The sequence below is a fragment of the Streptomyces sp. S3(2020) genome (assembly GCF_013044505.1).
Taxonomy (GTDB): domain Bacteria; phylum Actinomycetota; class Actinomycetes; order Streptomycetales; family Streptomycetaceae; genus Streptomyces.
Genome location: NZ_JABERD010000050.1, coordinates 1 through 25,500 on the forward strand (window position 1 = coordinate 1; position 25,500 = coordinate 25,500).

Below are 25,500 nucleotides of genomic sequence, written 5' to 3' on the forward strand. Positions count from 1 at the left end.
CCTGTGGGATCGGAGATGTGCAGAAGAGACAGGCCCAGCCGAGCCCCGCTCGCTCAAGGCCCGCACCTGCCGAGGGGATTCCTCATGGCACCACCATCACCCCTGCTCACCATGTCCGGTATCACCAAGTCGTTCCCGGGCGTTCGCGCCCTGGACGGTGTGGATCTAGAGGTCCAGGCCGGTGAAGTCCATTGCCTCCTCGGGCAGAACGGGGCCGGCAAGTCGACCCTCATCAAGGTCCTGGCCGGCGCCCACCAGCCCGACGAGGGCACCATCACCTGGCGCGGCGAGCCTGTCACCCTGCGCTCGCCGATCGCCGCCATGCGCCTCGGTATCGCCACCATCTACCAGGAACTCGACCTGATCGAGGGGCTGTCCGTCGCGGAGAACGTCTTCCTCGGGCACGAACCGACCTCCGCCGGGTTCGTCGTGCGCGGCTCCGCCGCCCGTAAGGCGACCGCGGAGTTGCTGGAACGTCTGGGGCACTCGGAGATCGACCCCTCGCGACTCGTCGGTGACCTGTCCGCGGCGCAGCAGCAGATCGTCTCCATGGCCCGCGCGCTGTCCCACGAGGTCCGTTTGATCGTGATGGACGAGCCGTCCGCGGCACTCGACCCCGAAGAGGTGGACAACCTCTTCCGGATCGTGGGCGAACTGACGGACGACGGGGTCGCCGTCGTCTACATCTCCCACCGTCTTGAGGAGATCCGGCGCATCGGTGACCGGGTCACGGTCCTCAAGGAGGGCCGGTCGGTCGCGGGCGGGCTGCCCGCCGAGTCGACGCCGACCCATGAGGTCGTGGCCCTGATGACCGGGCGGAATGTGGAGTACGTCTTCCCCAAGCGCTCCGAGCGCCCCGAGGCAGGCTTCGCCACGGGGAAGGAACCGGTGCTGACGGTCGAAGGGCTCACCCGGCGAGGGGAGTTCGCGCCCGTCGATCTGGAGCTGGGGCCCGGAGAGATCGTCGGTCTGGCCGGGCTCGTCGGGTCCGGGCGCAGCGAGATCCTGGAGACGATCTACGGGGCGCGCAGGCCTGACGGCGGCCGGGTCCTCGTCGACGGCACCCCCCTGCGCCCGGGAAGCGTCCGCGCCGCCGTCCGCGCCGGCATCGGGCTGGCGCCCGAGGAGCGCAAGGCGCAGGGCCTGCTGATGCTGGAGTCCGTCAGCAGCAACGTCTCGGTCTCCACCCTGTCCCGGTTCGCCCGCGCGGGCTGGATCGACCGGCGTACCGAGCGGGCCGCGACGCACCAGGCGGTGCGGGAACTGTCTCTCCGACCGGACAATCCCGATGCCGCGATCAGGACCCTGTCCGGCGGCAACCAGCAGAAGGCGGTCCTCGCACGGTGGCTGCTGCGGGGCTGCAAGGTGCTGCTGCTGGACGAGCCGACCAGGGGCGTCGACATCGGCGCCCGGGCGGAGCTCTACGCCGTGATCCGCCGGCTGGCCGACGAGGGCCTGGCCGTACTTCTCGTGTCCAGTGAGGTGCCCGAGGTCCTGGGACTCGCCGACCGCGTGCTGGTGCTGCGTGAAGGCAGCGTCGTGCACACCGCGGACGCCCGGGAGCTCGACGAGCACCGTGTACTCGATCTTGTGATGGAAGGGAGCCCGACGCCATGACGCAGCCGGCCACCGCGGCGCAGCAGGAAGCACCGCCGCCCGCCGCCAAGTCCGCCGGAGACCACGGCAGTTCACGTCGAACCGGTCGACGGTGGGACGTGCGCACGCTGTCCCTGCTCGGAGTCCTCGCCGCCCTCGTCGCGGTCGGCGGGATCACCGCACCGCAGGAGTTCCTGGCGACGAGCAACCTGCAACTCGTCCTCACCCAGGCCTCCGTGATCGGCGTCGTCACCGTCGGCATGACCTTCGTCATCACCAGCGGCGGGATCGACCTGTCGGTCGGCGCGATGGTGGCGCTCGCCTCGGTGTGGGCGACGACCGTGGCGACCCAGGAGTTCGGGTTCGCCGGCATCCTCTTCACCGCGGTGATCGTCGGTGTGGGCTGCGGCCTCGTGAACGGTCTGCTGATCGCCTACGGCAGGATGGTGCCGTTCATCGCGACGCTGGCCATGCTCGCCTCCGCCCGGGGCCTGGCCTTGCAGATCACGGACGGCAGCACCCAGATCGTGTCCGTCGAGTCCGTGCTCGACCTCGGCGCCAGGGACGCCTACGTCCTGGGCATCCCGCCCCTCGTCCTGATCTTCGCCGCGGTCACCGTCGTCGGCTGGCTGGTGCTCAACCGCACCACCTTCGGCCGTCGCACCGTCGCGGTCGGCGGCAACGCGGAGGCCGCCCGGCTCGCCGGTATCGACGTTCGCCGCCAACGCCTGTACCTGTACCTGCTGTCCGGGCTGTGCTGCGGTATCGCCGCGTTCATGCTGATCGTGCTCGCCGGCTCGGGCCAGAACACCAACGGCAACCTCTACGAGCTGGACGCCATAGCCGCGGCGATCATCGGCGGCACCCTGCTCAGCGGCGGCCGCGGCACCATCATCGGCTCCGTCCTCGGTGTGCTGATCTTCACCACGATCACCAACATCTTCGCCCTGAACAACCTCGAGACCGCTGTCCAGCAGATCGCCAAGGGCGCCATCATCGTCGCCGCCGTCCTGGTCCAGCGCCGCTCGCCGCACGGCGACACCTGACGCCGTACCGCACGCCGCCGGACGGCGGCCCCTGACACCGCCGTCCGGCACCCCCGCCTCCCCAACCGACGCACACCGCCCAGTCGAAGGGTCGATCCGCCATGGCAAGAACCCCCGCCACCAGCCGTAGAGCGCTGCTGTTCGGCACCGCAGCCGTCTCCGCCGGCGCGCTGCTGACGGCCTGCACCAGCAATGAGCCCAAGGACCAGGAAGGGGCTGCGGAGAACGCCGCCCCGGTCGCGGACGACAAGCCGGGCAAGGCCGTCACCATCGGCTTCGCCGGACCGCAGGCCGACCACGGCTGGCTCAACGCCATCAACGACAACGCCAAGTCCCGCGCCAAGAAGTACTCGGACGTGACCCTGGAGATCACCGAGGGCTCCAACGACACGGCCCAGCAGATCGGCCAGATCCAGACCCTGATCAACAAGAAGGTCGACGTCCTGGTGATCCTGCCCGCCGACGGCAAGGCCCTCACCCAGGTCGGACTCCAGGCCATGAGGGCGGGTATACCCGTCGTCAACCTGGACCGCGTCTTCGCCTCCCCGCAGGCCTACCGCTGCTGGATCGGCGGCGACAACTACGGCATGGGCCTCAACGCCGGGCACTACATCGGCGAACAGCTCAAGGACGTGAAGAACGCCAAGGTCGTCGAACTCGCCGGCCTCGACAACCTGGAGCTGACCCAACAGCGCACCAAGGGCTTCGACGACGCACTGAAGAACTACCCCAACATCAAGAAGGTGGCCCGCCAGGCCGCAGACTTCACCGTGGAGTCGGGACAGGCCAAGATGGCCCAACTCCTCCAGGCCCAGTCGAAGTTCGACGCGCTGTGGAACCACGACGACGACCAGGGCGTGGGCGCGCTGCGGGCCATCGAGCAGGCCGGGCGCGACGACTTCCTGATGGTCGGCGGCGCGGGCGCCAAGTCCGCGATGGACGCCATCAAGACCGGCGACAGCGTGCTCAAGGCGACCGTCCTCTACCCGCCGACCATGGCCGCCTCCGCCATCGATCTCGCCCGCGCCCTCGGCCAGGGCAAGGGTGTCGGCGGCCTCGCCGAGTTCGAGATCCCGTCCTCACTGACCCTCTACTCGGCCGTCGTCACCAAGGACAACGTCGACCAGTACCTGCCGACCGGCTTCATCTGACCGGTCCGGGCCGCCCGTCCCGCGAACACAGCGATGAGTCAGTGACACTCCGACGAGGAGGAATCCGTATGGAACAGAGGGACAGTCGGACCGCACCGCCCGCCCTCGGCGTGGGCATGGTCGGCTACGCGTTCATGGGCGCCGCGCACTCACAGGGGTGGCGCACCGTTGGGCACGTGTTCGACCTGCCGCTGCGGCCGGTCATGGCCGCGATCGCCGGCCGCGACGCGCACGCCGTGCGGGCGGCGGCCGACAAGCACGGCTGGGCCGCGACGGAGACCGACTGGCGCGCCCTCATCGTCCGCGACGACGTACAGCTCGTCGACATCTGCACACCGGGCGACAGCCACGCGGAGATCGCGATCGCCGCGCTGGAGGCGGGCAAGCACGTACTGTGCGAGAAGCCGCTGGCCAACTCGGTCGCCGAGGCGGAGGCCATGACCGCGGCCGCCGAAGCGGCCCGCTCACGCGGGCAGTTGGCCATGGTGGGCTTCAACTACCGGCGGGTGCCCGCCCTCGCCTTCGCCCGCCGGCTCATCGCCGACGGCAGGCTCGGCACGCTGCGCCACGTACGGGTCAACTACCTCCAGGACTGGCTGGTCGATCCCGACTTCCCGCTGACCTGGCGGCTGCAACGGGAGCACGCGGGGTCGGGGGCGCTCGGCGACCTCGGCGCGCACATCGTCGACCTCGCGCAGTACCTGGCGGGAGAGGAGCTGGTCGGCGTCTCCGCCCAGATGGAGACCTTCGTCAGGCACCGCCCCCGCCTCGACGGTGCCTCCTCGGGCCTGACCGCCTCCGGCGGCACCCGGCACGGTCCGGTGACGGTCGACGACGCGGCCGTCTTCACCGGCCGGCTCGCCTCGGGGGCGCTCGCCACGTTCGAGGCGACCCGGATGGCCACAGGGCGCAAGAACGCGCTGCACCTGGAGATCAACGGCGAGTCCGGTTCGCTCGCCTTCGACCTGGAGCGGCTCAACGAACTGTCCTTCCACGACCACCGGGAGCCCGCCGCCACGGCGGGGTTCCGCAGGATCGTCGTCACCGAGGCGGACCACCCCTACCTGGAGGCCTGGTGGCCGCCGGGCCACGCGCTCGGCTACGAGCACACCTTCGCCCACCAGGCCCGCGATCTGGTCGAGGCCATCGCGTCGGGCACCGACCCGATGCCGTCGTTCGCCGACGGTCTCCAGGTGCAGCGGGTGCTCGCCGCGGTGGAGGAGAGCGCGCAGAAGAACTCCGTCTACACCCCTGTCCAGGCCGCCGAGCCCGAGGTCGGCTAGAGAGCCGTCAGGAACCCCGCTCGGATCCATCACGTCGACCGCAAGGGGGCCCGTAAGCGAGTCGACGGGCGCAACGGTCGGCTCGGCCGGGACTGCGTCTCTGCCGGGCGGCGACAACTGGCGCTCCGCGGCGCGGACGTGACATGCCGTCGGTTTCGACGGTGTGGCCGCCGGGCGGATCCGGGCTGCCCCGACATCACTTTGTCCTGATCAAGGAAAAAGTTCGTCGTCTTCGATGCGCGAAGGGTTCCGGTCAAGGACGAACGAGGCTACGGTCCCTTTCGTGCACAGGCACCACACAGTGCTTCGAGACTGACGGCGCATTCAGGTCGCACGGCGCACGGCTCGTGCGACCGGCAACGGAGGACGTCCCTGCACGGCGCAGGGCCAAGAGCCCCCAGGTATCCCGCACTTCCACCGGCGGCCCCTTGCCGCCCACGCGCACGCCGTAACCGCGCCGAACACGGAGAAGCCCTCCTAGGCCGCGGCCAAAGCCGCCCCAATGCCGGCGGTGGACGGGAGGCCCCCGAGCCCCCTCCCACCGTCCTCCACACCACATCGGAACCTCGACATGGCAGGGAGGCAGCCCGTGAACAACGACCACGAAGCACCGGAGCCCCAGACCGGCGAGCCCACCGCACGCACCGGTGTCTGGTTCGTCGGCGCCCGCGGATCGGTGGCCACCACCGCCGTCGCCGGATGCGCCGCGGTCACCGCCCGACTCCATCCGCCGACCGGCATGGTCACCGAGACGCCACCCTTCGACGGCAGCGGCCTGCCGGCCCTGTCCGCACTCGTCTTCGGCGGCCACGACACCGCCCACTGCCCGCTGCCCAAGCGCGCCGAACACCTCACCGACGCGGGCGTCCTGCCGCACGGCCTCGCCCCCGCCGTACGCGCCGAACTCCAGGCCACGGACGAGGAGATACGTCCGGGCGGCCCGCTCCCGAACGACCCGCGCGGCGACGAGGAACTCATCACGGACTTCGCCGCCGACCTCACCTCCTTCCGCCTGCGCAACGCACTGGCACGAGTGGTCGTCGTCAACGTCTCCGCCACGGAGCCGCTGCCCGCACCCGACGCCGTACGAATGCCGCCCAGCTCCCTCTACGCGGCCGCCGCCGTGCGAGCAGGCTGCCCCTACGTCAACTTCACACCGTCCACCGGGCTGCGCACCCCGGCCCTGACGGACGCCGCCGCGGCCGGCGGGCTTCCCCACGCGGGCCGTGACGGCAAGACCGGCCAGACGCTGCTACGAGCCGCGCTCGCACCGATGTTCGTCCAGCGCGCCCTGCACGTGCGGGCCTGGTCCGGCACCAATCTGCTGGGCGGGGGCGACGGGGCGGCGCTGGCCGACCCGGGCGCGGCCGCGGCGAAGAACGCCGGCAAGGAACGCGTCCTCGCCGAAACCCTCGGACACACCCCGCAGGGTGAGGTGCACATCGACGACGTGCCCGTGCTCGGCGACTGGAAGACCGCCTGGGACCACGTCGCCTTCGAGGGTTTCCTCGGCTCGCGCATGATCCTCCAGACCATCTGGCAGGGCTGCGACTCCGCCCTGGCCGCACCCCTCGTGCTGGACCTGGCCCGCCTGGTCGCCCGCGCCCACGAGGCGGGCCTGTCCGGACCGCTGCCGGAACTGGGCTTCTACTTCAAGGACCCCGACGCGGGCCCCGCGGGCCTGTCCGAGCAGTTCACCGAACTGCTGTCGTTCGCCGACCGCCTGCGGGCGGCGCGGTGACCCGCTCCCTACCTGTTCCACCGCACCGCGAGCGACGCCGAAGGTCCGCTCGCCCTGGTACCCACCCCCCGCGCAGTGCCCGGCCGCGTCGCGGCCACCGAAGTGAAGTCCCTTCTCCCGCGGCTCGCCGGCCTCGCTCGACACGGCGGCCGTCAGGCATCCGCAGCACCGTGACAACGAAAGAGAGACCCCTGTGACCGCGTTCAACGACGAAGCCGTCACCGGCGACGCCCTGCGCCGCACCCTCGGCGTCAGCCGCCGCCGTTTCCTCACCACCTGCACGGCCGTCACCGGCGCGGCGATCGCCGCCCCGGTCTTCGGCGCCGCACCCGCCCTGGCGCACGACAGATCCGCAACGGGCGACCACGACCGGGGCCGTTCCGCCCTGGTCCCGTCGCACAAGCGCGGCATCATCCTCTACACCGTCCGTGACGCGGTCGGCCGCGACCCGCTCGCCTCCGACCTGCCCTCCGGTTTCCGCGAGGTGTTCAAGCAGCTGTCGCGCTTCGGCTACCGCCAGGTGGAGTTCGCCGGCTACGGCCAGCACGCCAACGCGCCCGGCGGCGCCGATCTGGGCACCGTCCAGGGCGCGAGGCTGCTGCGCTCCTGGCTCGACGACTACGGGCTGCGGGCCCAGGGCAGCCACGGCTTCATCCCGCCGTCCTGGCCGTTGACCTCATCCGACCTGGACACCTTCAAGCGCTGGCTGGAGATATCCAACATCCTCGGCATGGAGCACATGGGCACCGGCGCCGACCCCACCAACACCCCCTACCGGGCCGACTGGGACGTCGCCGCCAAGAAGTGGAACACCCTGGGCGCCATCGCCTGCCGCGAGGGCATCAAGCTCTACACCCACAACCACGACAGCGCCTACGACTTCCTGCTCGACGGCGGCCCGCTCGACGCCCAGGGCCGGCCGACCCGCAGCTCCGGTATCCGCAAGCTGGAGTACTTCCTGAAGGCGACCGACCGCAAGAGCGTCTATCTGGAGCTGGACGTCTTCTGGGCGCACGTGGCCCAGTACAAGTTCCACACGTACACCGCCCACGACGGCTCGCAGCGCAAGGACGTCTTCGACCCGGCCGCACTCGTGGTCCGCAACACCAACCGCTTCCCGCTCTTCCATGCCAAGGACGGCGTGGTCAACCTCCAGAGCGGCCTGGGCTACGACATGGTGCCGTTCGGCACGGGCGACATCGACTACCGGAAGTTCTTCACCCGCGTAGGGGCGAAGAACTACCACAACCCGATGGTCGAGCAGGACAACGCGCCCAGCGCGAGCGTCCCCGGCCAGTCCCTGGACTTCGCCCGCATCGGCTACGACAACCTCGCGGCCCTGCGCGCCCGCCACTGACGGAGCATCACCCGCCGTACCCGCCCGGCGCCTTGGCGTCGGGCGGGTCCCCCGGGCATGCCCGAAATGACTGGAAACCCCAGGACGAACTTTCTTCGAAAAGGTTGAAACTTTGTCCTTGACGAGTTGAAAGTGGGCGCCCTAGCGTCCAACTCACGCATTCCGCCTGGCATTTCACCCGCTGGCCAGACCAAAGGAGTTCTGAGTGCGCAACAGACGGATCGTCACCCTCGTGGGGGCGGCTGCGCTGGCCGGAGCCATCGGGCTCACGCCGCTCTCCCCAGCCCAAGCCGCCAAACCGGACCCCGCACCGCCGGCTTCGTCGGACTTCCAGAAGGTCACCCTCAACGACCGCCCGGGCGAGCCCATGGCCCTGGCCGTCCTGCCCGACCGGCGGGTGCTGCACACCGCGCGCACCGGAGAGGTCCGCATCCACGACCCCAAGAGCGGCGTGAACTTCCTCGCCGCCGACCTGAAGAAGAGCCCCGCCGGGCTCTACCAGCACGACGAAGAAGGCGTACAGGGCATCGCCATCGACCCCGCCTTCGCCAAGAACCACTGGGTCTACCTCTACTACTCGCCCCGCCTGGACACCCCCATGGACGACCCGGCCACCCCGGGCGTCAACGAAGGCGACGCCCCGCAGTTCGGCACCGCCGCGGACTTCGCCAAGTACAAGGGCGTCACCCGCCTGTCGCGGTTCAAGCTGGAGGGCAACAAGCTCAACTACGCCACCGAACAGAAGATCCTCGACGTGCCGGCCGACCGCGGCATCTGCTGCCACGTCGGCGGCAAGATCGACTTCGACGGCAAGGGCAACCTGTTCCTGTCCACCGGGGACGACTCCAACCCGTTCTCCTCCGACGGCTACGCCCCGATCGACGACCGCGCCGACCGCAACCCGGCGTACGACGCGCGGCGCACCGCCGGCAACACCAACGACCTGCGCGGCAAGGTCCTGCGTATCAAGGCCAAGTCCAACGGCGGCTACGCCATACCGAAGGGCAACCTCTTCGCCCCGGGCACCGCGAAGACCCGCCCCGAGATCTACGCCATGGGCCTGCGCAACCCCTTCCGCTTCGGAGTGGACGACAAGACCGGCGAGGTCTACGTCGGCGACTACTCGCCCGACGCCAACACCGCCAACCCGGGTCGCGGCCCCGCCGGTCAGGGGCGCTGGATGGTCATCGACCGCCCCGCCAACTACGGCTGGCCGTTCTGTGTGACCCCGGACATGCCGTACCAGGACTACGACTTCGCCACGCAGACCTCCAGCGGGGCCTTCGACTGCGCCAAGCCCGTCAACGACTCACGCCACAACACCGGCCGCAGCCAGCTGCCCCCGGTCGAGGACTCCGAGATCGTCTACGGCTACGGGGCCTCGGCGGAGTTCCCCGAACTCGGCACCGGCGGCATCGGCCCCATGGGCGGCCCGGTGTACAGCTACGACAAGCGCAACAAGGCACAGAACCGCTGGCCCCAGTACTTCGACGGCAAGCCGCTCTTCTACGAGTGGACCCGCGACCAGATGAAGGCCATCACCCTCGGCAAGAAGAACGAGGTCCTGAAGATCGAGGACGCGATCCCCTCGATCACCACGGACGGTCCCATCGACGCCGAGTTCGGCCCCGACGGCGCGCTGTACGTGCTGGAGTACGGCACCGGCTACTTCGCGGAACTGCCCGAGGCCCAGCTCTCCCGCATCGACTTCACCCGGGGCAACCGCACCCCGGAGCCCAAGGTCGCCGCGGACGTGGTCAACGGCACCAACCCGCTGACGGTCCAGTTCTCCAGCGCCGGCACCAAGGACGCCGACGGTGACACCCTGCGCTACGCCTGGGACTTCGACGCCGACGGCACCGTCGACTCCAGGGAGGCGAACCCGAAGCACACCTTCACCGCCAACGCTGTCTACGACGCCACGCTGAAGGTCACCGACAGCACCGGGCGTTCGGCCTCCGCCTCCGTTTCCGTCGTGGTCGGCAACAAGGCACCCACCGTGTCCCTCACCACCGACCCGGCCCCGCACGGCGGCACCCCGTTCCACTGGGGCGACACCGTCACCTGGCAGGTCACCGTCACCGACGACCAGCCCGTCGACTGCGCCAAGGTCAGCGTCTCGTTCATCCTCGGACACGACTCGCACGGCCACCCGCTCTCCACGAGCAACGGCTGCTCCGGATCGTTCGTGACCTTCGTCGACGGCGGTCACTCCGGTTCGGACAACCTCAAGGCGGTCTTCAACGCCAGCTACACGGACTCGCCCCCGGACGGCCTGCCGTCCCTCTCGGGCAGCGCCGAGGTCGCCCTGACCCCGGAGCACTGACCCCACGCGACGACACCCCGGCGGGGCGCCACCTGGTGGCGCCCCGCTGCCGCGCAACCGGTCAGGCGGTCCAGTGACGGGCCACGCCATCGGCGAGCTGGACGAACTGCCGGGCGCCGGGGTGGTAGTGCGTGGGGGAGAACCCGGGAACGGTGCCCAGCAGTTTCCCCACGGCCGGATCCCATATCGACAGGTCGGTGTCACCACAACTGAACAGGTGGGTGCCGTCGCTGAAGAAGGGGCCGGTCGGGCCCTCGAACGCGAGCAGTTCCACGGCCTCCGGCCTCCGCGGCCCACTGCGAACCGTTCGGCGCGTATCGAAGATCCGTGCCCCGGACGGCATGACACCCTCGACGTCCCTGAGCCCCACGACGGCGACCCGGACCGAGTCGATCCAGGTCATGGCGTGGTTCCAGGCGTAGCCCCGGTCGCAGACATCGAGCCGGCTCGGACCGTCCTCGGACTCCCAGACATTGCCTTCGACCCAGGGATCGAAATCCCACACCACAGGGATCCCGGCGGGATGCCACACCCAGCCGTCGTCCAGGATCCGTCTCCCGTCAGGGCTCACGTACAGCGCCCCGTGGAAGTAGTCGAGATCGTGTTCCGGCTCCGGGAGCGAGCGATCGGTCAGCGACGCGCCCGTCTGCGGGTCCGTCACGTCCAGGCGGTTCCAGTCCGTGCGGTGGACCACTACGCAACGCCCATGACGTCGGGCGAACGCCAGGGAGAACGGCACCGTCTCCTCGTTGTAACCCCCGCCGTCCAGTTCCACGGTCACCTCGCCGGTCCGGAGGTCGATCACCTCGCCGAAGCGGCCGTGGTCGTTGACCACCGCGGCGAACCCGCCGTCGTGGGAGGCGTGCAGGCGTCGACGGCACGGGCGGCCGTCCCATGGCTCGCGATCGTCCTCCGCCTCGACGCCGGTGGTTCCGACAGCTTCATGACGACCCGCCGCCACGTCCCACCGGCTGATCGTGCCGTCCTCGTCCAGCGCCAGCCAGGCGGGCCGATCGCGATCACCCACCGGTGCCAGATCGGTGACCGCACCCAGACCCGGTGGCACCGGGACCTCGAAGACGGCATCGCTGCTGTCGATCATGGCTGCCCCCCACTCCCCAAAACCGAGGCGACAGCATATCCAGGAGATCCCTGACATGTGTCAGGGACCGTTCAGGCCGGTGGCTCCCTAGGTTGTGGCGCGTACCGCTGCCGGCGGTCGGCAACGGCCCCACGTAGCGCTCGCGTCGCCTTCAAGGAGGTACCTGCGATTTTCGGCAGACTCATGAGGACGGCGGTCTCGGCCGTCGCGGTGGCGGGGTAGGTCATGGCCGTCACCGCCGGGTCGGCGTCCGCGAGTTCCAGCGCCACCCACTACGGATGCCCGTACGGAGCCGTGTGCATCTACAACATGGCCGACCCGAACTCGGGTATCCAGAGCGGCGGTGTCTACTGGGCCTACGGCGCACACAACCTCAGCAACCAGTTGGGCACCGGCAACAACTACCCCTGCACCCCTCCGTGATCCGCCCGTAGCGTCCACTCTTCAAGACAGGAGCAGACATGCGTAAAGCCGTAGTCGGTTTGTTCATGGCACTGGCCGCATTGGTCGCGGTGGTACCGCTCGACAGTGGCGGTCAGAGCGAGATCGTCGCCTGCTGTGGTGGTGGTCCCGGCTTCCCGTAACGGGACGGCCATGCGTGGCTGGCGTGTGGCCTGCGCGTAGGCGGTGGGGGTGGCGCCCACGGTGGTGGTGAAGTCCCGTACGAGGTGGGCCTGGTCGGCGTAGCCGAGGTCGGCGGCGAGGGCGGCCCAGTCGATGTCGTCGCGGCTGCTCGCCTGTTCCAGGGCCTCGTGGATGCGGTAGCGGAGGATGACCCACTTGGGGCTGACGCCGACGTACGCGGAGAAGAGCCGTTGCAGCGCCCGCACGGAGAGGCCTTCCGCGTGGGCGAAGTCGCCGACGCGGCGGACCGCGCGGTCGGCGCGGATGCGCTCGACGAGGTCCCTGGCGAGGTCGGCCTGGGGATCGGGGGCGGGGTCGAGCGAGAGCATGAAGGTGTCGAGGGCGGCGACGCGGGCCCGGTCGTCGGGGGGAGTGACGACCGACCGGGCGGTGTCCTGGGTGAGCTGCGGGAACACGTCGTGGGCGGCCAGCACCTGACCGGTCCAGTGCGACACCGGTACCTCCGGTGCGTAGGGGCGGAAGGCGCCGGGCCGGAACTTCACTCCGCACACCCGGCCCCGCCCGGTCAGCTTGCGCGTGTACAGGCCGAGCGCGACGCCGGTGACCTCGCCGTAGGGCGGCCCTTCGTCCTCCTCCCACTGGAAGGTGAGGTTGACGGAGGGGTGCGGGACGACATGGGAGGCGTAGGGCGCGGGCAGGTCCCAGTCGATGAGCCAGTACCACTCGACGTAGCGGCGCAGCGGCTCGGCGGGCTCGTGCCGGCGGAACCGCACGCGGGTCAGCAGCCCGGAGGGGTCGACGATCCCGCGGGTGTCGCGGCGGGGTGCGGCCATGACGGGATCGTATGTCGCGTTTCTTCAAGAGGGGCAGCGGTGGCGGTGCCTACGGTCGGTGCATGGACACGAAACCTGTGGAGACGTACGGCATCGGAGAGCTGCTGGGCAGGGCGCGGGAGAGGGCGGTCCCGGTGCTCCGGGGCATCCCGGACACGGCCCTGTCCGCTCCCACACCGTGCGCCGAGTACGACGTGAAGGTCCTGGTCAATCACCTCTTCCAGGTGATCGTGCAGTTCCAGCGGCTGGCCGCGAAGGAGGCATCGGACTTCGGTGAGACGCCCGACCGGGTCGCCGGGAGCCCCGAGTGGCGTGAGCGGCTCCTGGACGAGGCCGGCCGGCTGGTGGCGGCCTGGTCCGCACCCGGCGCCGAGGAGGGGACGACCGGGGCGATGAACATGCCCGCGCGGCTGGTCGGCTCGATGGCGCTGCTCGATCTGACCGTGCACGTGTGGGATCTGGCGACGGCGACAGGCCAGGACCACCCGGGCGCCGACGAGGCGGTCGTGGCGCAACTGTGCGGCGCGGTGGACGAGTTGGCGCCGACGGCCAGGAAGATGGGGGTGTTCGGGGAGCCCGTGCCGGAGGCCGAGGGCGCGTCGGAGTTCGAGCGGCTGCTGGCCCGCACCGGCAGGGATCCGTACGGGAAATAGTCCCCGGCCGGCCCGCGTCGCTCAGCCGACCGGTCCCGTCACCGGGCCCGCCGCCCGTACCGCGGGTTCGAGCAGTGACAGCGTCCGCCGCCGTGCGTCGAGGGCGACACGGACACCGACGGGCATCGGCAGATTCGGGCCGGCATGTCCGAACTCGACGTTGCCCAGGACCGGGATGTCACGGTCGCCCAGGACATCGAGGACGATCTCGCGCAGGCTCGGAGAAGCGTCCGCCCCGAGCCCGTCGATCCAGTCCGGGACGCCCACGACCATGCCGGAGATCCGATCGAGGACGCCGGCGTGCCGCAGTACCTGGAGATAGCTCCACACGTACGAGGCCTGGCCGCCCGACTCCTCCCAGAACAGCACCGCGCCGTCGAACCGATCGAGCGGCAGAGCGTAGGGCGTCGCCTGGTTCAGCACGATGCGGTTGATCACCCCGCCGATCAGCCGGCCTTCGGCGCGACCGGCGCGCCAGCACTCCCATGACGGGGTGGTCGGCAGCGCGCCGATCGGTTCCGTGGAGGTCAGCAGTCTCGCGTAGAGCCTCTCAAGTTCCGCCCTGCGTGGGGCGGTCGCGCGCTGCCAGTGCCCGCCGAGTCCGGGGGTGGCCAGGTCGGTGTGGAAGCCGACCAGACCGGTGCGCGCGTAGCACACCAGGTGCAGCAGCGAGATGTCGCTGAAGCCGAGGAGCGGCTTGGGATCGGCGGTGATCGCCTCGAAGTCGATCAGGTCGAGGTATCCGAGCGCCGTCTGGCCGCCGTCGTGCGCGATGATCGCGCGCACTTCGGGATCCCGCAGGAGCCCGTTGAGTTCCTCGGCGATCTCCGCCGGCCGGGCCGCGCTCCACCAACGCCGCCGCCCCGCTTCGAGGAGCGGCGCCCGACGCACACGGAAACCCATCCGCTCAAGCACGACGACCGCCTGTTCGAGGTCGGGCTCGTACACGGTGTGGAGCGGCCCGGAGAGCGACGCGATGACGACGAGATCTCCGGGCGTCAGAGCACGCGGGCGAAGCGGTTGAGGTGGTGCCGTACGGATCACCGAGGCAGTGTCCCGACACCCGGAACGGCACGCTACTCAATTACCGGTCGACGGTCACACCGTCGCGTCCGGGGGCGGAGCGGTGGAGTTGCGCAGCACGAGTTCGGTGCCCACCTCCATGTGCTCCATGAGCAGTTTCTGGCCCTCGATGAGGGACAGCAGTGCGCGGGCGGCCTTCTGGCCCATGTCGTGGAGGGGCTGGCGGACGGTGGTCAGGCCGGGAAAGCTCTGGGCGGCCTGGGGGAGGTCGTCGAAGCCCATGACGGAGAAGTCGGCGGGCACGTTCAGGCCGAGTGCCCGTGCCGCGTCGACCGCGCCCAGCGCCATCAGGTCCGCTCCGGCGACGATCGCCGTGGGCCGGTGCTCGGTGATGAGGCGGGTCGCGGTACGGAATCCGCAGGCGTAGGAGAAGTCGCAGGAGGCGACCATCCGCGGGTCCACCTCGAGTCCGGCCAGCCGCATGCCGTCCTCGAAGCCCTGGAAGCGGACGGACGTGCTTTCGAGATCCTCCTCGCCGCGGAGGTAGGCGATCCGGGTGTGTCCCAGGTCGATCAGGTGCTGGGTGCCGGCCCGCATGCCGTGGTAGTTGTCGACGGTCAGCCGGGGCAGGGGGACGTCCAGTCGGCGCGGGTCGATGATGACGCAGGGCAGTTTCTGCCGGCGCAGCAGCTTGACCGTGTCGTCCTCCAGGACCGGGGCGATCAGCAGCACACCGTCCACGAGGCCGCGTGTCAGGAACTCGATCCGGTCCTTCTCCCGTACCGCGTCGTGGTACGAGGCGTTGACCAGCAACTCCTGTTCGGCGCTGGCCAGTTCGTCGGCTACGCCACGCAGGATCTCCAGGCCGTACTGGCTGGTCAGGTCGAGGGCGATGAGGCCGATGAGCCCGCTGCGGCCGGCCTTGAGGTTGCGGGCCGCGACGTTCGCCCGGTAGCCGAGCCGCCCGGCCACCTCCATGACACGGCGCCGGGTCTCCTCGGAGGCTCCCGGCTTGCCGTTCACGACGTTGGACACGGTCATCGCGGAGACACCGGCCTCCTCGGCCACCTGCGCGATGGTCACCCGCCCTGTCACTCTCACTCCTTCTGCCCGCCCGACTCAAGCACGCCCACTCTTCCATGCCGGGGGCGTCACGCCAAAGCTTCGGGAAAACACTTTGGAAACTGTAACGATAAGGCAGCTTCCCTGTTGGCGAAACCCGGTGTGAGCATGCGTGTCAGTTGGGTCCGAGTGAGTCGGGTCGGTCACTGAAAGTTACGTATAGATGTCGCCTAAGTTTTGCGTTACAGTCCCCGCCATCAACACGTAACGTTCGCCGCAAACCAGTCACAGAGAACAAGTCGGCCCGTACCGACATTGGGTGAGGTGTGCAATGAAGCGCTCTGGGAGATGTATCGCGGTCGCCACCACGGTCGCCGCTCTGGCGGCGTCGCTGGCCGCTTGCGGAGGTGGGTCGTCCGACGCCTCCTCCGACGGCACGGTGACCCTGCACGTGGAGGCATGGAAGGGGGGTGGCGCGGAACCCGCCAACGTCGCGGAGATCAACAAGGCCTTCGAGAAGGCCCACCCGAAGATCAAGATCGACTTCGAGTACATCACCGCCAACGACACCTACGTCCAGAAGCTCCAGCCCGAGCTGCTCGGTGGCAAGGCCGGCGACGTGATCATGGTCGACACGGACAAGATGAAGAAGTGGGGAGCCTCCGGCTACCTCGCCGACCTGTCCGAGGAGTCGTGGGCGAGCCGAATAGCCCCCGACGCCAAGGCCTTCGCGCAGGCCGACGGCAAGACCCTCGCCATGCCGATGGAGCTCATCGGCATCGGCATGTACGCCAACATGGACCTGCTGAAGAAGGCGGGCATCACCGAAGTCCCCGCCGACTGGCCGACGTTCCTCGCCGACCTGGCCAAGCTCAAGAAGGCCGGCATCACCCCTCTCACGCTGCCCGACAAGAGCGGCTGGACCGGCAGCTCGGTGTTCCAGGCCGCGGGCTCGACCCTCGTCTACCAGGACAACAAGCAGTGGGACGCCGACTTCAACGGCGGCAAGGCCTCCTTCGACCCCGACTGGAAGGAGTCGCTGGAGCAGCTGAAGACCCTGGAGGACAAGGGGTACGTCAACTGGAAGAACGAGATCGGCACCGACGAGTGGTCGCAGGGCCCGCAGAACTTCAGCGCAGGCAAGAGCGCCTTCTGGTACCAGGGTGCCTGGCAGGTCTCCAACATCGAGAAGGCCGGATTCCCCGTCTCCTTCGCGCCCTGGCCGGGCGGCGCCCAGGGCACCAAGCCCAACGGCATGCTCTTCTCCGGCACCATGTGGGGGGTCAACTCCCAGTCCCAGCACGGTGACGCGGCCCGCGCGTACGTCGACTTCTGGTCGCAGAGCGAGAACCTCGCCAAGTACCTCGACGCAGAGCACGCCGAGTCGCCGTTCACCGGCGGCACGACCCCGGAGAGCACCTCGACGACGGCCTTCACCACGGCCTTCAAGGAAGGCCGTTACCGGATCCTGCCCTCCGACTCCTGGTACGGAGCCACCGCCGAGACCGCGATCGGATCGAAGATCCAGGCCTATCTGCTGGGCAAGTCGTCCGCCGCGCAGACCCTCAAGGACATCCAGACCGCGGCGTCCGCCAAGTAACCCGGTCTCCCGGTCGGCCATGGCGGGCGCGGTCGGCGGCTCCTGACCGCTCCCCGCCATGGCTCCACGAGGGCAAGAGGAGAAACACCGTGTTCCATCGACGGCGTGCCACCATGGCCGCTTTCCTGCTCCCGGCGATCGTCGTGTACGGCACGTTCATGCTGTATCCGCTGGCCCGTGGCGTCTATCTGAGCATGACCGACAGCCTCGGCGGCCCCATCGCCCACTTCGTCGGCACCGAGCAGTACCGTGACATGGCCGACGACCCGGACGTCACCGCCGCCCTGTGGCACACCGTGCTCTACGCCGCCGTGGTCGTCGTCGTCCAGAACGGCCTCGGTCTGCTCTTCGCGAGCCTGCTCTTCCGCCGGCCGAAGGTCCGCAAGGCGCTCAGCGTGGTGCTGCTGACCCCGACCCTCGTGTCACCGGTGATGGCGGCCTTCATCTGGTCGTATCTCTTCGCCCCGGAGGGCGGGATCAACGCGCTGCTCGGTGTGTTCGGCCTCGACTCCCTCCAGCACGTCTGGCTCGGCGACACCTCGACCGCGCTGTACGCGGTGGCGGCCGTCAACATCTGGATGTTCGCCGGCTACTCGTGCGCCATCTTCCTGGCCGGATACATGAGCGTGCCCACCGAACTGCTCGACGCCGCCGCGGTCGACGGCGCCGGTGGCTGGCGACGGTTCCGGAGCGTGGAATGGCCGATGCTGGCGCCCGCGCTGACCGTGAACGTGACCCTCAGCCTCATCGGTTCGCTCAAGGTGTTCGAGTTCCCCCTCGTCCTCACCAATGGCGGCCCGGCCGGCGCCACCGAGACCCTGACCACGCTCGTCTACCGCAACGTCTTCGGCGGCGGGAAGTTCGCCTTCGGCATCGCCGTCTCCGTACTGCTCCTGGTGACCGTGGTCGTCCTGTCCAGCGCCACCTCCTCCCTGCTCCGCCTGCGCGAGCGACGAATCTGACAGGCGGACACCATGACTTCCCACACCCTCGAAACGAACGCCGTCCACCGGTCGGCACCCCCCGGGACACCGGCCGACGGCACACCCGCGCGATCCGGCCCCCCGTTGCGCCGGGCCCTCGGCACCCTCGGCACCGTGCTGCTGTGCCTCGGCGTACTGGTGTTCGTCCTGCCGTTCCTGTTCACGATCGTCACCTCGCTGCGCACCGCGGCGGACGTGGCCCGCGCGCCGCTCGGCTTCCCGCACTCCTTCACCCTCAAGAACTTCTCGGACGCCTTCTCCCAGATCCACTACGGCCGCAGCGCCCTCAACACCCTGCTCATCACGGGCCTTTCGTGCCTGAGCATCACCGTGATCGGCTCCCTGGCCGCCTATCCGCTGGCCCGCATCACACAGGGCTGGTCGACATGGGTGTACCGGCTGTTCATCCTGGGCACGTCGGTGCCGGTCTTCGTCGTGGTGGCCCCGCTGTACCTGCTGATGCGGGATCTCGGCCTGCTGGACAACTACGCGGGCGTGGTCTTCATCTACACGGCCATGTTCCTGCCGGTCGCCGTGTTCTTCTACACCAGCTTCATCCGCTCGATCCCGATGGACATCGAGGAGGCGGCGGCACTCGACGGCTGCGGCGCGTTCCGTACGTTCTTCACGATCATCCTGCCGCTGCTGCGCCCCATCACCAGCACCCTGCTGACCTACATCACGCTCCAGGTCTGGAACGACCTGATCGTTCCGCTGGTCTTCCTCCAGGACCCCGGCAAGCGCACGGTCATGGTGAACGCGTACTCCTTCATCGACCCGCACACCGTGCAGCCGACCACGCTCTTCCCGGCCGCCCTGCTGGGTGTCGCACCGCTGCTGGTGATCTTCATCTTCCTCCAGCGCCATGTGGTCGCCGGCATGTCCGCCGGTGCCGTCAAGGCCTGACCCCCGCACACCGGTTCACCCGCCGACGCCGGCCGCCCGGGCCGCCGTACGGCCGCCCCGCCATGCCCCGACGTCCCACCCTCCCGGAAGGACCCCCCACCGATGTACGTGGTCTCCTACTTCACCGACGCCGACGAGGCGCTGCACCTGGCCCACAGCGACGACGGCGAGGAGTTCACGCAGGTGAACGGCGGCCGACCGGTCCTGCGGGGCACGGTCGGCACGGGCAGGCTCCGGGACCCCTTCATCGGAGCGGGCCCCGACGGGCTGTTCCATCTGCTCGCCACCGACGGCTGGACCAGCCCGAACATCGTCCACGCCACGTCCAGCGACCTGCTCACCTGGTCGGAGCAGGAACTGCTGCCGGTGATGGCCGGAGTGGAAGGCGCCCACAACGCCTGGGCCCCGGAGTTCTTCCTGGACCGCGGGACCGGCCTCCACCACCTCATCTGGTCCTCCGTCGTCGAACCCGGCACCACCTCCGAGGGCCGCGACTTCGAGCACAACGGCCAGGACCACCGCATCTGGCACTGCACCACCGAGGACTTCCGGAGCTTCTCGGCGCCGGAGGTCTTCTTCGACCCCGGTCACTCGGTCATCGACGCCACCGTCAGGGAGGCGGACGGCGGCGGGTTCCTCATGGCCTTCAAGGACGAACGGGGCTCCAACGACCTGGCCACCGTGCACAAGGACATCCACCTGATCACGTTCGACGCCCCCGGCGGCCCCTACTCCGCCCCGCGCGGACCGGTGACCCCCTCCGTGGTGGAGGGACCGTCCATGTTCCGCCGCGGCGACGAATGGATCATGATCTTCGACCACTTCCTCGAAGGGCGGTACGGAGCCCTCCGCAGCAAGGACGGAACGGACTGGGAGCCCGTCTCCCTGACCCTGCCGCCGCGCATGCGTCACGCCTCCGTCCTGGAGACCACCGCCCTGACCTCGCTCCTCTCCTAGGGGCGCAGCCGCAGGTTCCGGGCGGGTCCGCCTCGCACGGCCCGCCCGGTGCAGGAAGACCCGCGGCGCACTCTCGCGTCGCGGGGGGACTCGAACACCCAGCAAGGAGCGTCGCGATGAAGCGTCGCAGACCGTCAAGCCCGGCCGGCCGGGCAGCACGCGCTCTGACCCTGCTCGCCACCCTGGCGGGAGCACTCCTGGTCCCGGCCCACACCGCGCTCGCGGCGGGCACCACCCACTACGTCGACTGCTCGGCCACCAGCAACGGCAGCGGCACCCAGGCCAGCCCCTGGAACTCCGTCAGCGGCGTCAACGCCACCACCTTCGCCGCGGGCGACAGCATCCTCTTCGCCGCCGGCACCACCTGCGACGGCCAGCTCACCCCCGGCGGATCGGGTGCCTCCGGCAGCCCGATCACCATGGGCGCGTACGGCACCGGCGCCAAACCGGTGATCGACGCACAGGGCGCCACCGGCCCGGTCATCCATCTCCTCAACCAGCAGTACTGGGAGATAGGCGGCCTCGAACTCACCAACGAGGCCTCCTCACCCGCCTACCGTTCCGGCGTACTCGCCGAGAACAGCTCGGGCGGCATCCTGCACCACATCCGCGTGCACGACATGTACATCCACGACATCACCGGGTACGGCGGCGGCTGGTACTCCACCAACGCCGGCGTCGGCATCCAGACCGACCACACCACCACGGTCTCCACCTGGGACGACGTGGTGGTCGAGGACAACACCTTCGACCACGTCGACCGCATCGCGGTAGCCGTCACCCCGGACGGCGACGGCCAGGGCACCGGCCTCACCACCAACGCGGTGATCCGCGACAACACGATGACCTACGACGGCGCCGACGACATCCTCGTCGTCAAGGGCGACGGCGCGCTCATCGAGGGCAACAAGGCGGGCTACGGCGGCGCCAAGGCCACCTGCCCGCCGTCCGGCCAGTACTGCAACGGCGCCTCGGCCGGCATCTGGATGTCCGGCAGCCAGAACACCGTCGTCCAGAACAACGAGGTGTACTGCCACGTCAACGGCGCCGACGGCACCGGCTTCGACGTGGACTGGGGCAACCACAACACCACGTTCCAGTACAACTACAGCCACCAGAACCTCGGCGGCTTCATGCTGGTCATGCCCGCCTTCTCGGTGACCGGCGAACCCACCTCGACCGTCCCCAGCGACGGCACGGTGGTCCGCTACAACGTCAGCGAGAACGACGGCACCAACGACGGCTGCCCCGCCTCCGGCACCCAGACCCACGGCAAGGGCGTCTTCCACTTCGTGGGCGCCGTACCCAACCAGAGCGGCAGCACGGCCGCCGTCCCCCTCTTCTACAACAACACCATCTACCTCAAGAGCGGCCTGAGCACCCCGGTCCTCTACTCGCGCTCCGGCTCCAGCATCGCCGGCCAGCTCTCCTTCCAGAACAACGCCGTCTTCAACTACGGCTCCGGCGGCTACTTCTCCACCAAGAGCACGTCGACCTACTCGAACAACCTCTTCTACGGCAACCACCCGTCCTCCGAGCCGACCGACGCGGCCAAAGTCACGCTCGATCCCGAGTTCCGCAACCCCGGCAACGGCAGCACCTCCTCGTCGTACACCGGCATCAACGGCTACCAGGTGCACCCGTCCTCACCCGTGATCCGGGCGGGCGCGGTCATCAGCGGCAACGGGGGCAAGGACGCCTTCGGCAACACGGTCTCCGCCACGGCCGCCCCCAACATCGGCGCCTACAACGGCACCGGAGGCAACCTGCTCTCCAACGCCGGGTTCGAGACAGGCGCGTTGAGCCCCTGGACTCAGGCCAGCGGCACCTCCTCGTCCGTTTCCGGCGCGGGCGCCCGCACCGGCGGCTACGGACTGACCACGGCGGCGAGCGGCAGCGGCGCCAACCAGGCCCTCACCGGGCTCAGCGCCAACACCACCTATCTGCTGACCGGTTGGGGCAAGGTCGCCACCGCGGGCGAGACCCTCGCGATCGGGGTGAAGGGTTTCGGCGGCACGGAGACGTACACCAACATCGCCACGACGTCCTACACCCAGGCGGCGGTCCTGTTCACCACCGGCTCCTCGAACACCTCGGCCACCGTCTACTGCTGGAAGAACTCCGGTGGCAGCGGCGCCGGTTACTGCGACGACCTCGCGGTGGAGCCCCTGTCCTCGGCCACCAACGCCATCACCAACCCGGGCTTCGAGACCGGCGCGCTGACCCCCTGGGCACAGTCCGCCGGCACGGCGTCCAGCGTGACCGCGTCCAACGCCCGCAGCGGCAGCTACGCCCTCCAGACCGGAGTCAGCGCCAGCGGTGCCATCCAGACGGTCGGCGGACTCACCTCCAGCGGGACGTACCTGCTGGTCGGCTGGGCCAGGACGGCCACCGCCGGTGAGGAGGTCGCCGTGGGCGTGAAGGGCTTCGGCGGCACGGAAACGTATCTGCGAACCTCGACCACGTCCTACGCCCAGCAGCCGATCTTCTTCACCACAGGCGCCTCCACCACGTCGGCGAGCGTCTACTGCTACAAGAACTCGGGCTCCGCGGCCGGATACTGCGACGACTACACGCTCGTCAGACTCCCGTAACCGTCCCTGCTGGGACCGGCTGTCTCCGGCAGAGCTGTGGCCCGGCGGTCCGACCGCCGGGCCACAGCGAAGCGACCGTCCACAGCGCCGTGCCCGCTGGGACGGGGTGGCTTCCGCTGACGGGCGGGACGTGCAGAATTCGTTGCAGCCGCTACCGAAAGGCCCTCGATGACCATGCAGCGCACCCGCTCGTTCGTTCAGGTCGACGTGTTCTCCACGAGCCCCTACTCCGGCAATCCGGTCGCGGTCGTGCTGGACGGGACGGACCTGAGCGATGAGGAGATGCAGGGACTGGCGTGTTGGACGAACCTGTCCGAGACCACGTTCGTCCTGCCTCCCACCGTCCCGGAGGCGGACTACCGGCTGCGGATCTTCACCCCGGGAGGTGAGCTGCCGTTCGCGGGACACCCCACTCTCGGTTCGGCGCGTGCCTGGCTGGACGACGGCGGAGTACCGCACCACGCCGACCGTGTCGTACAGGAGTGCGCGGCGGGTCTGGTCACCGTGCGCCGAGGTGAGGACACCCTGTCCTTCGCCGCCCCGCCTCGTGTGCGTGAGGGGGCGCTCGACGACGAGTATCTGGACCGGATCGTGGGCGCGTTCGGTATCGCCCGCGACCGGGTCGTGGCTCATCAGTGGGTCGACAACGGTCCCGGGTGGGCGGTGGTCCGGCTGGCCACGGCCGAGGAGGTGCTCGCCCTCGAACCCGACCTGGCCCTCATTCCGACCGAGATGGTCGGTGCGATCGGCGCCTATCCCGAGGGGTCCGAGTACGCGTTCGAGATGCGCACCTTCGCCCCGGGCGCCGGTGTGCCCGAGGACCCCGCGTGCGGCAGCATGAACGCCGGCGTCGGGCAGTGGCTCACCTCCACCGGCGCCGCGCCCTCCGCCTACCGGGTCTCCCAGGGCGCGCGGGTGGGACGGGCGGCCAGGATCGAGGTCGCCGCCGATGCCGACGGCACCGTCTGGGTCAGCGGCGCCGCCGTCATCCGTATCCGCGGCACCATCGCGCTCTGAACCAGCGAGGGGCTCTCGGGTGGCTCACCCGCTCACGAGTGCGCGATCGCCTTGTGCGTGAAGGTGGGCGACGTGCCCGGGTTGGCCCAGGAGGCCGTCAGTTCGCTGGAGGGGAAGAACTGCAGGAAGCGCGGGTCGCTCTGGGAGCGGTCGACCAGGGTCTTCTCGACGATCAGCGAGTTGTACTGGTCGGCGGTCGTCTCGATGGTGTTGGCGTTGAGGACGACCTCCTGGCCCCAGGTACGGGCCCAGCGGGCGATGCCCGGCATCCGGGAGTGCTCGGGGGTCAGGCACTCGGCGGCGATGACGTTCTCGCTGCTGGCCCAGATGCCGGTGGAGGTGTTGAGGACGATGGTCTGGTTGCCGAGCACATGCCCCGGGGTCTCGACCACGGCGACACCGGGACCGAGGATCAGGGAGCCGTCGACGGGCAGGAAGGCGTCCGGCCGTACGTCCCGGTAGGTCTCCGGCTGGTACCAGGGCTGCTGGAGGGGGTGCAGCCGGGACATGGCCAGCAGTTCGTGGCGCTGCACGATGACCTTGGCGTGGGGGAAGGCGGGCCGGACGACCGCACCGCCGAGATCGTGCTGCGGGCCGGTGGTGCCCACCCAGCGGCGCAGGTCCTGGGTGTGCAGGTGGTCGAAGAGCAGGTAGTCGACGTCCTCCGGCCTGATGCCGAGACGGGCCAGGTGCCCCAGGACCGTGCCGTGTTCGGTGGTGAGCAGTGACTGCAACGGCTTCGGGGTGCGCCGGATCAGTGCGGCGAAGTACGGCGTGTTCTGGCCCAGTTCATGGTCGCTGGGCTCGAAGAGCAGGACGCGTTTGCGTCCGTCGCTCTCCGTCCAGCGCACGACCAGCATGCGGTTGGTGATCGACAGGAACGGGGCGATCGCCCGACTGGCCCGGAACAGGCCGAACCTGGTCGGGTACGGCAGCGTGATCAGGTCGCAGGTCGTGACGCTGTCCGGGGTGCCGGTCGCGGCGAACTCGGCGCGGAAGACCTTGGCCTGGTCACGGGCCCGGGCGAGTCTGGCGCCGTAGCCGCCGGGCACCTCGGTCAGACCGTCGAAGGCGGTGACACGGGTGCCCAGGGTGGGCATGTCGAGGACGTCGTCGTCCTGCCAGGCGAGCTTCATGGATGGCTCCAGGGATGTGGGTACGGCTCAGTACGGGGCCTTCTCGCCCTCGGTCGTCACGTCGAAGGTGTTCAGGAAGTTGCAGACCAACTGGTAGAAGCCGACGGTCAGGACCAGGTCGGAGAGCTGCCCGGTGGTGAGGTGGGAGAGCGCCTCGGCGCGGTCCGTCTCGGTGAGCGTGTGCTGCTCCAGCAACCGGTCGGTCAGGGAGAGGACCGCCGCCTGCTCTGTCGTCAGCCCTTCTGCCGAACCGCTCCCGGCGGCGGCGATGCCGACCTCGTCGAGGCCGAGGAGCCGGCCGATGTTCTCGTGGTGGTGGATCTCGTACGGTGCCCGGTAGGTGTGTCCGACCCGGAGGATGGCGAGTTCGCGCAAGGGGTGCGGCAGGGCTCCCTGGAAGATCGCGTCGGCCATCTGGAGGAAGGCCGGAGCCAGGGCGGGGGAGTGGAACACCATGCGGTAGACGTTCACGGCGGACCGCTCGGCGGCGATCTTCCGCAGGTCGTCGGGGAGTTCGGTCAGGTCGGGGTAGTCCATGGTCGTCGGACC

The 25,500-nt window shown here is 69.5% G+C and carries 20 protein-coding genes and 1 pseudogene; 15 read left to right on the forward strand and 6 right to left on the reverse strand.

The genetic code is table 11. The annotated features are described in order from the left end of the window. The first annotated feature begins 84 nt into the window (after positions 1-84). From HLK59_RS18125 to HLK59_RS18155, 7 genes are all read left to right on the forward strand, one after another. On the forward strand, positions 85-1,617 hold the full coding sequence (locus HLK59_RS18125; protein WP_171142487.1) for a sugar ABC transporter ATP-binding protein: 1,533 nt from the start codon (positions 85-87) through the stop codon (positions 1,615-1,617). Next, the gene (locus tag HLK59_RS18130) at positions 1,614-2,642 is read left to right on the forward strand and encodes an ABC transporter permease (RefSeq protein WP_171142488.1); all 1,029 of its coding nucleotides are present in this window, start codon (positions 1,614-1,616) and stop codon (positions 2,640-2,642) included. Before HLK59_RS18125 ends, HLK59_RS18130 begins: the two co-directional genes overlap by 4 nt. A 101-nt stretch (positions 2,643-2,743) precedes the next feature. After that, positions 2,744-3,793 (forward strand): substrate-binding domain-containing protein, encoded by a 1,050-nt coding sequence (locus HLK59_RS18135; protein ID WP_171142489.1) that lies wholly within the window; start codon positions 2,744-2,746, stop codon positions 3,791-3,793. Between the two features lie 68 nt (positions 3,794-3,861). Continuing rightward, positions 3,862-5,076, forward strand: a complete 1,215-nt coding sequence (locus HLK59_RS18140; protein ID WP_171142490.1) for a Gfo/Idh/MocA family oxidoreductase — start codon at positions 3,862-3,864, stop codon at positions 5,074-5,076. A 589-nt stretch (positions 5,077-5,665) separates the two neighbouring features. Continuing rightward, positions 5,666-6,817 (forward strand): inositol-3-phosphate synthase, encoded by a 1,152-nt coding sequence (locus HLK59_RS18145; protein ID WP_346779757.1) that lies wholly within the window; start codon positions 5,666-5,668, stop codon positions 6,815-6,817. Positions 6,818-7,010: 193 nt separating this feature from the next. Continuing rightward, positions 7,011-8,174 (forward strand): sugar phosphate isomerase/epimerase family protein, encoded by a 1,164-nt coding sequence (locus tag HLK59_RS18150; protein ID WP_171142492.1) that lies wholly within the window; start codon positions 7,011-7,013, stop codon positions 8,172-8,174. A 205-nt stretch (positions 8,175-8,379) separates the two neighbouring features. After that, on the forward strand, positions 8,380-10,500 hold the full coding sequence (locus HLK59_RS18155; RefSeq protein WP_171142493.1) for a PQQ-dependent sugar dehydrogenase: 2,121 nt from the start codon (positions 8,380-8,382) through the stop codon (positions 10,498-10,500). A 61-nt stretch (positions 10,501-10,561) separates the two neighbouring features. Here HLK59_RS18155 and HLK59_RS18160 read toward each other — a convergent pair whose 3' ends face one another. Further along, entirely contained in the window at positions 10,562-11,602 is a 1,041-nt protein-coding gene (locus HLK59_RS18160; protein WP_171142494.1) for a hypothetical protein, read from the reverse strand. A gap of 225 nt (positions 11,603-11,827) precedes the next feature. Here HLK59_RS18160 and HLK59_RS18165 point away from each other — a divergent pair, with 225 nt between their 5' ends. Beyond that, on the forward strand, positions 11,828-12,025 hold the full coding sequence (locus tag HLK59_RS18165; RefSeq protein ID WP_171142495.1) for a hypothetical protein: 198 nt from the start codon (positions 11,828-11,830) through the stop codon (positions 12,023-12,025). A gap of 191 nt (positions 12,026-12,216) precedes the next feature. Here the strand turns inward: HLK59_RS18165 and HLK59_RS18170 are convergent. Further along, a pseudogene (locus HLK59_RS18170) lies at positions 12,217-13,020 on the reverse strand (helix-turn-helix domain-containing protein); the annotation flags it as partial. 62 nt (positions 13,021-13,082) lie between these two features. On the opposite strand from HLK59_RS18170, the gene HLK59_RS18175 reads away from it, so the two are divergent. Beyond that, positions 13,083-13,673, forward strand: coding sequence for a TIGR03086 family metal-binding protein (locus HLK59_RS18175; RefSeq protein ID WP_240982486.1), 591 nt, complete (start codon positions 13,083-13,085; stop codon positions 13,671-13,673). 21 nt (positions 13,674-13,694) lie between these two features. Here HLK59_RS18175 and HLK59_RS18180 read toward each other — a convergent pair whose 3' ends face one another. Further along, complete coding sequence (locus HLK59_RS18180) at positions 13,695-14,717, reverse strand: S66 peptidase family protein (RefSeq protein ID WP_171142497.1); 1,023 nt, start codon at positions 14,715-14,717, stop codon at positions 13,695-13,697. Between the two features lie 54 nt (positions 14,718-14,771). After that, positions 14,772-15,791 (reverse strand): LacI family DNA-binding transcriptional regulator, encoded by a 1,020-nt coding sequence (locus HLK59_RS18185; RefSeq protein ID WP_171142498.1) that lies wholly within the window; start codon positions 15,789-15,791, stop codon positions 14,772-14,774. A gap of 298 nt (positions 15,792-16,089) precedes the next feature. On the opposite strand from HLK59_RS18185, the gene HLK59_RS18190 reads away from it, so the two are divergent. The 6 genes from HLK59_RS18190 (at position 16,090) to HLK59_RS18215 (ending at position 23,815) form a co-directional block, all read left to right on the forward strand. Beyond that, on the forward strand, positions 16,090-17,358 hold the full coding sequence (locus tag HLK59_RS18190) for an extracellular solute-binding protein (RefSeq protein ID WP_171142499.1): 1,269 nt from the start codon (positions 16,090-16,092) through the stop codon (positions 17,356-17,358). A gap of 89 nt (positions 17,359-17,447) precedes the next feature. After that, positions 17,448-18,320 (forward strand): sugar ABC transporter permease, encoded by an 873-nt coding sequence (locus tag HLK59_RS18195; protein WP_171142500.1) that lies wholly within the window; start codon positions 17,448-17,450, stop codon positions 18,318-18,320. A 12-nt stretch (positions 18,321-18,332) separates the two neighbouring features. After that, the gene (locus HLK59_RS18200; protein WP_171142501.1) at positions 18,333-19,247 is read left to right on the forward strand and encodes a carbohydrate ABC transporter permease; all 915 of its coding nucleotides are present in this window, start codon (positions 18,333-18,335) and stop codon (positions 19,245-19,247) included. Between the two features lie 102 nt (positions 19,248-19,349). Further along, a complete protein-coding gene (locus tag HLK59_RS18205; RefSeq protein WP_171142502.1) occupies positions 19,350-20,204 on the forward strand; it encodes a glycoside hydrolase family 43 protein in 855 nt (284 codons plus the stop codon). 116 nt (positions 20,205-20,320) lie between these two features. Continuing rightward, positions 20,321-22,798, forward strand: a complete 2,478-nt coding sequence (locus HLK59_RS18210; protein WP_171142503.1) for a carbohydrate binding domain-containing protein — start codon at positions 20,321-20,323, stop codon at positions 22,796-22,798. Between the two features lie 168 nt (positions 22,799-22,966). Further along, the gene (locus HLK59_RS18215) at positions 22,967-23,815 is read left to right on the forward strand and encodes a PhzF family phenazine biosynthesis protein (protein WP_206327275.1); all 849 of its coding nucleotides are present in this window, start codon (positions 22,967-22,969) and stop codon (positions 23,813-23,815) included. A 32-nt stretch (positions 23,816-23,847) separates the two neighbouring features. On the opposite strand, the gene HLK59_RS18220 is transcribed toward HLK59_RS18215, so the two are convergent. Beyond that, positions 23,848-24,951, reverse strand: coding sequence for a hypothetical protein (locus HLK59_RS18220; RefSeq protein WP_171142504.1), 1,104 nt, complete (start codon positions 24,949-24,951; stop codon positions 23,848-23,850). Positions 24,952-24,978: 27 nt separating this feature from the next. Continuing rightward, a complete protein-coding gene (locus HLK59_RS18225; RefSeq protein WP_171142505.1) occupies positions 24,979-25,488 on the reverse strand; it encodes a carboxymuconolactone decarboxylase family protein in 510 nt (169 codons plus the stop codon). Between the last annotated feature and the right edge of the window lie 12 nt (positions 25,489-25,500).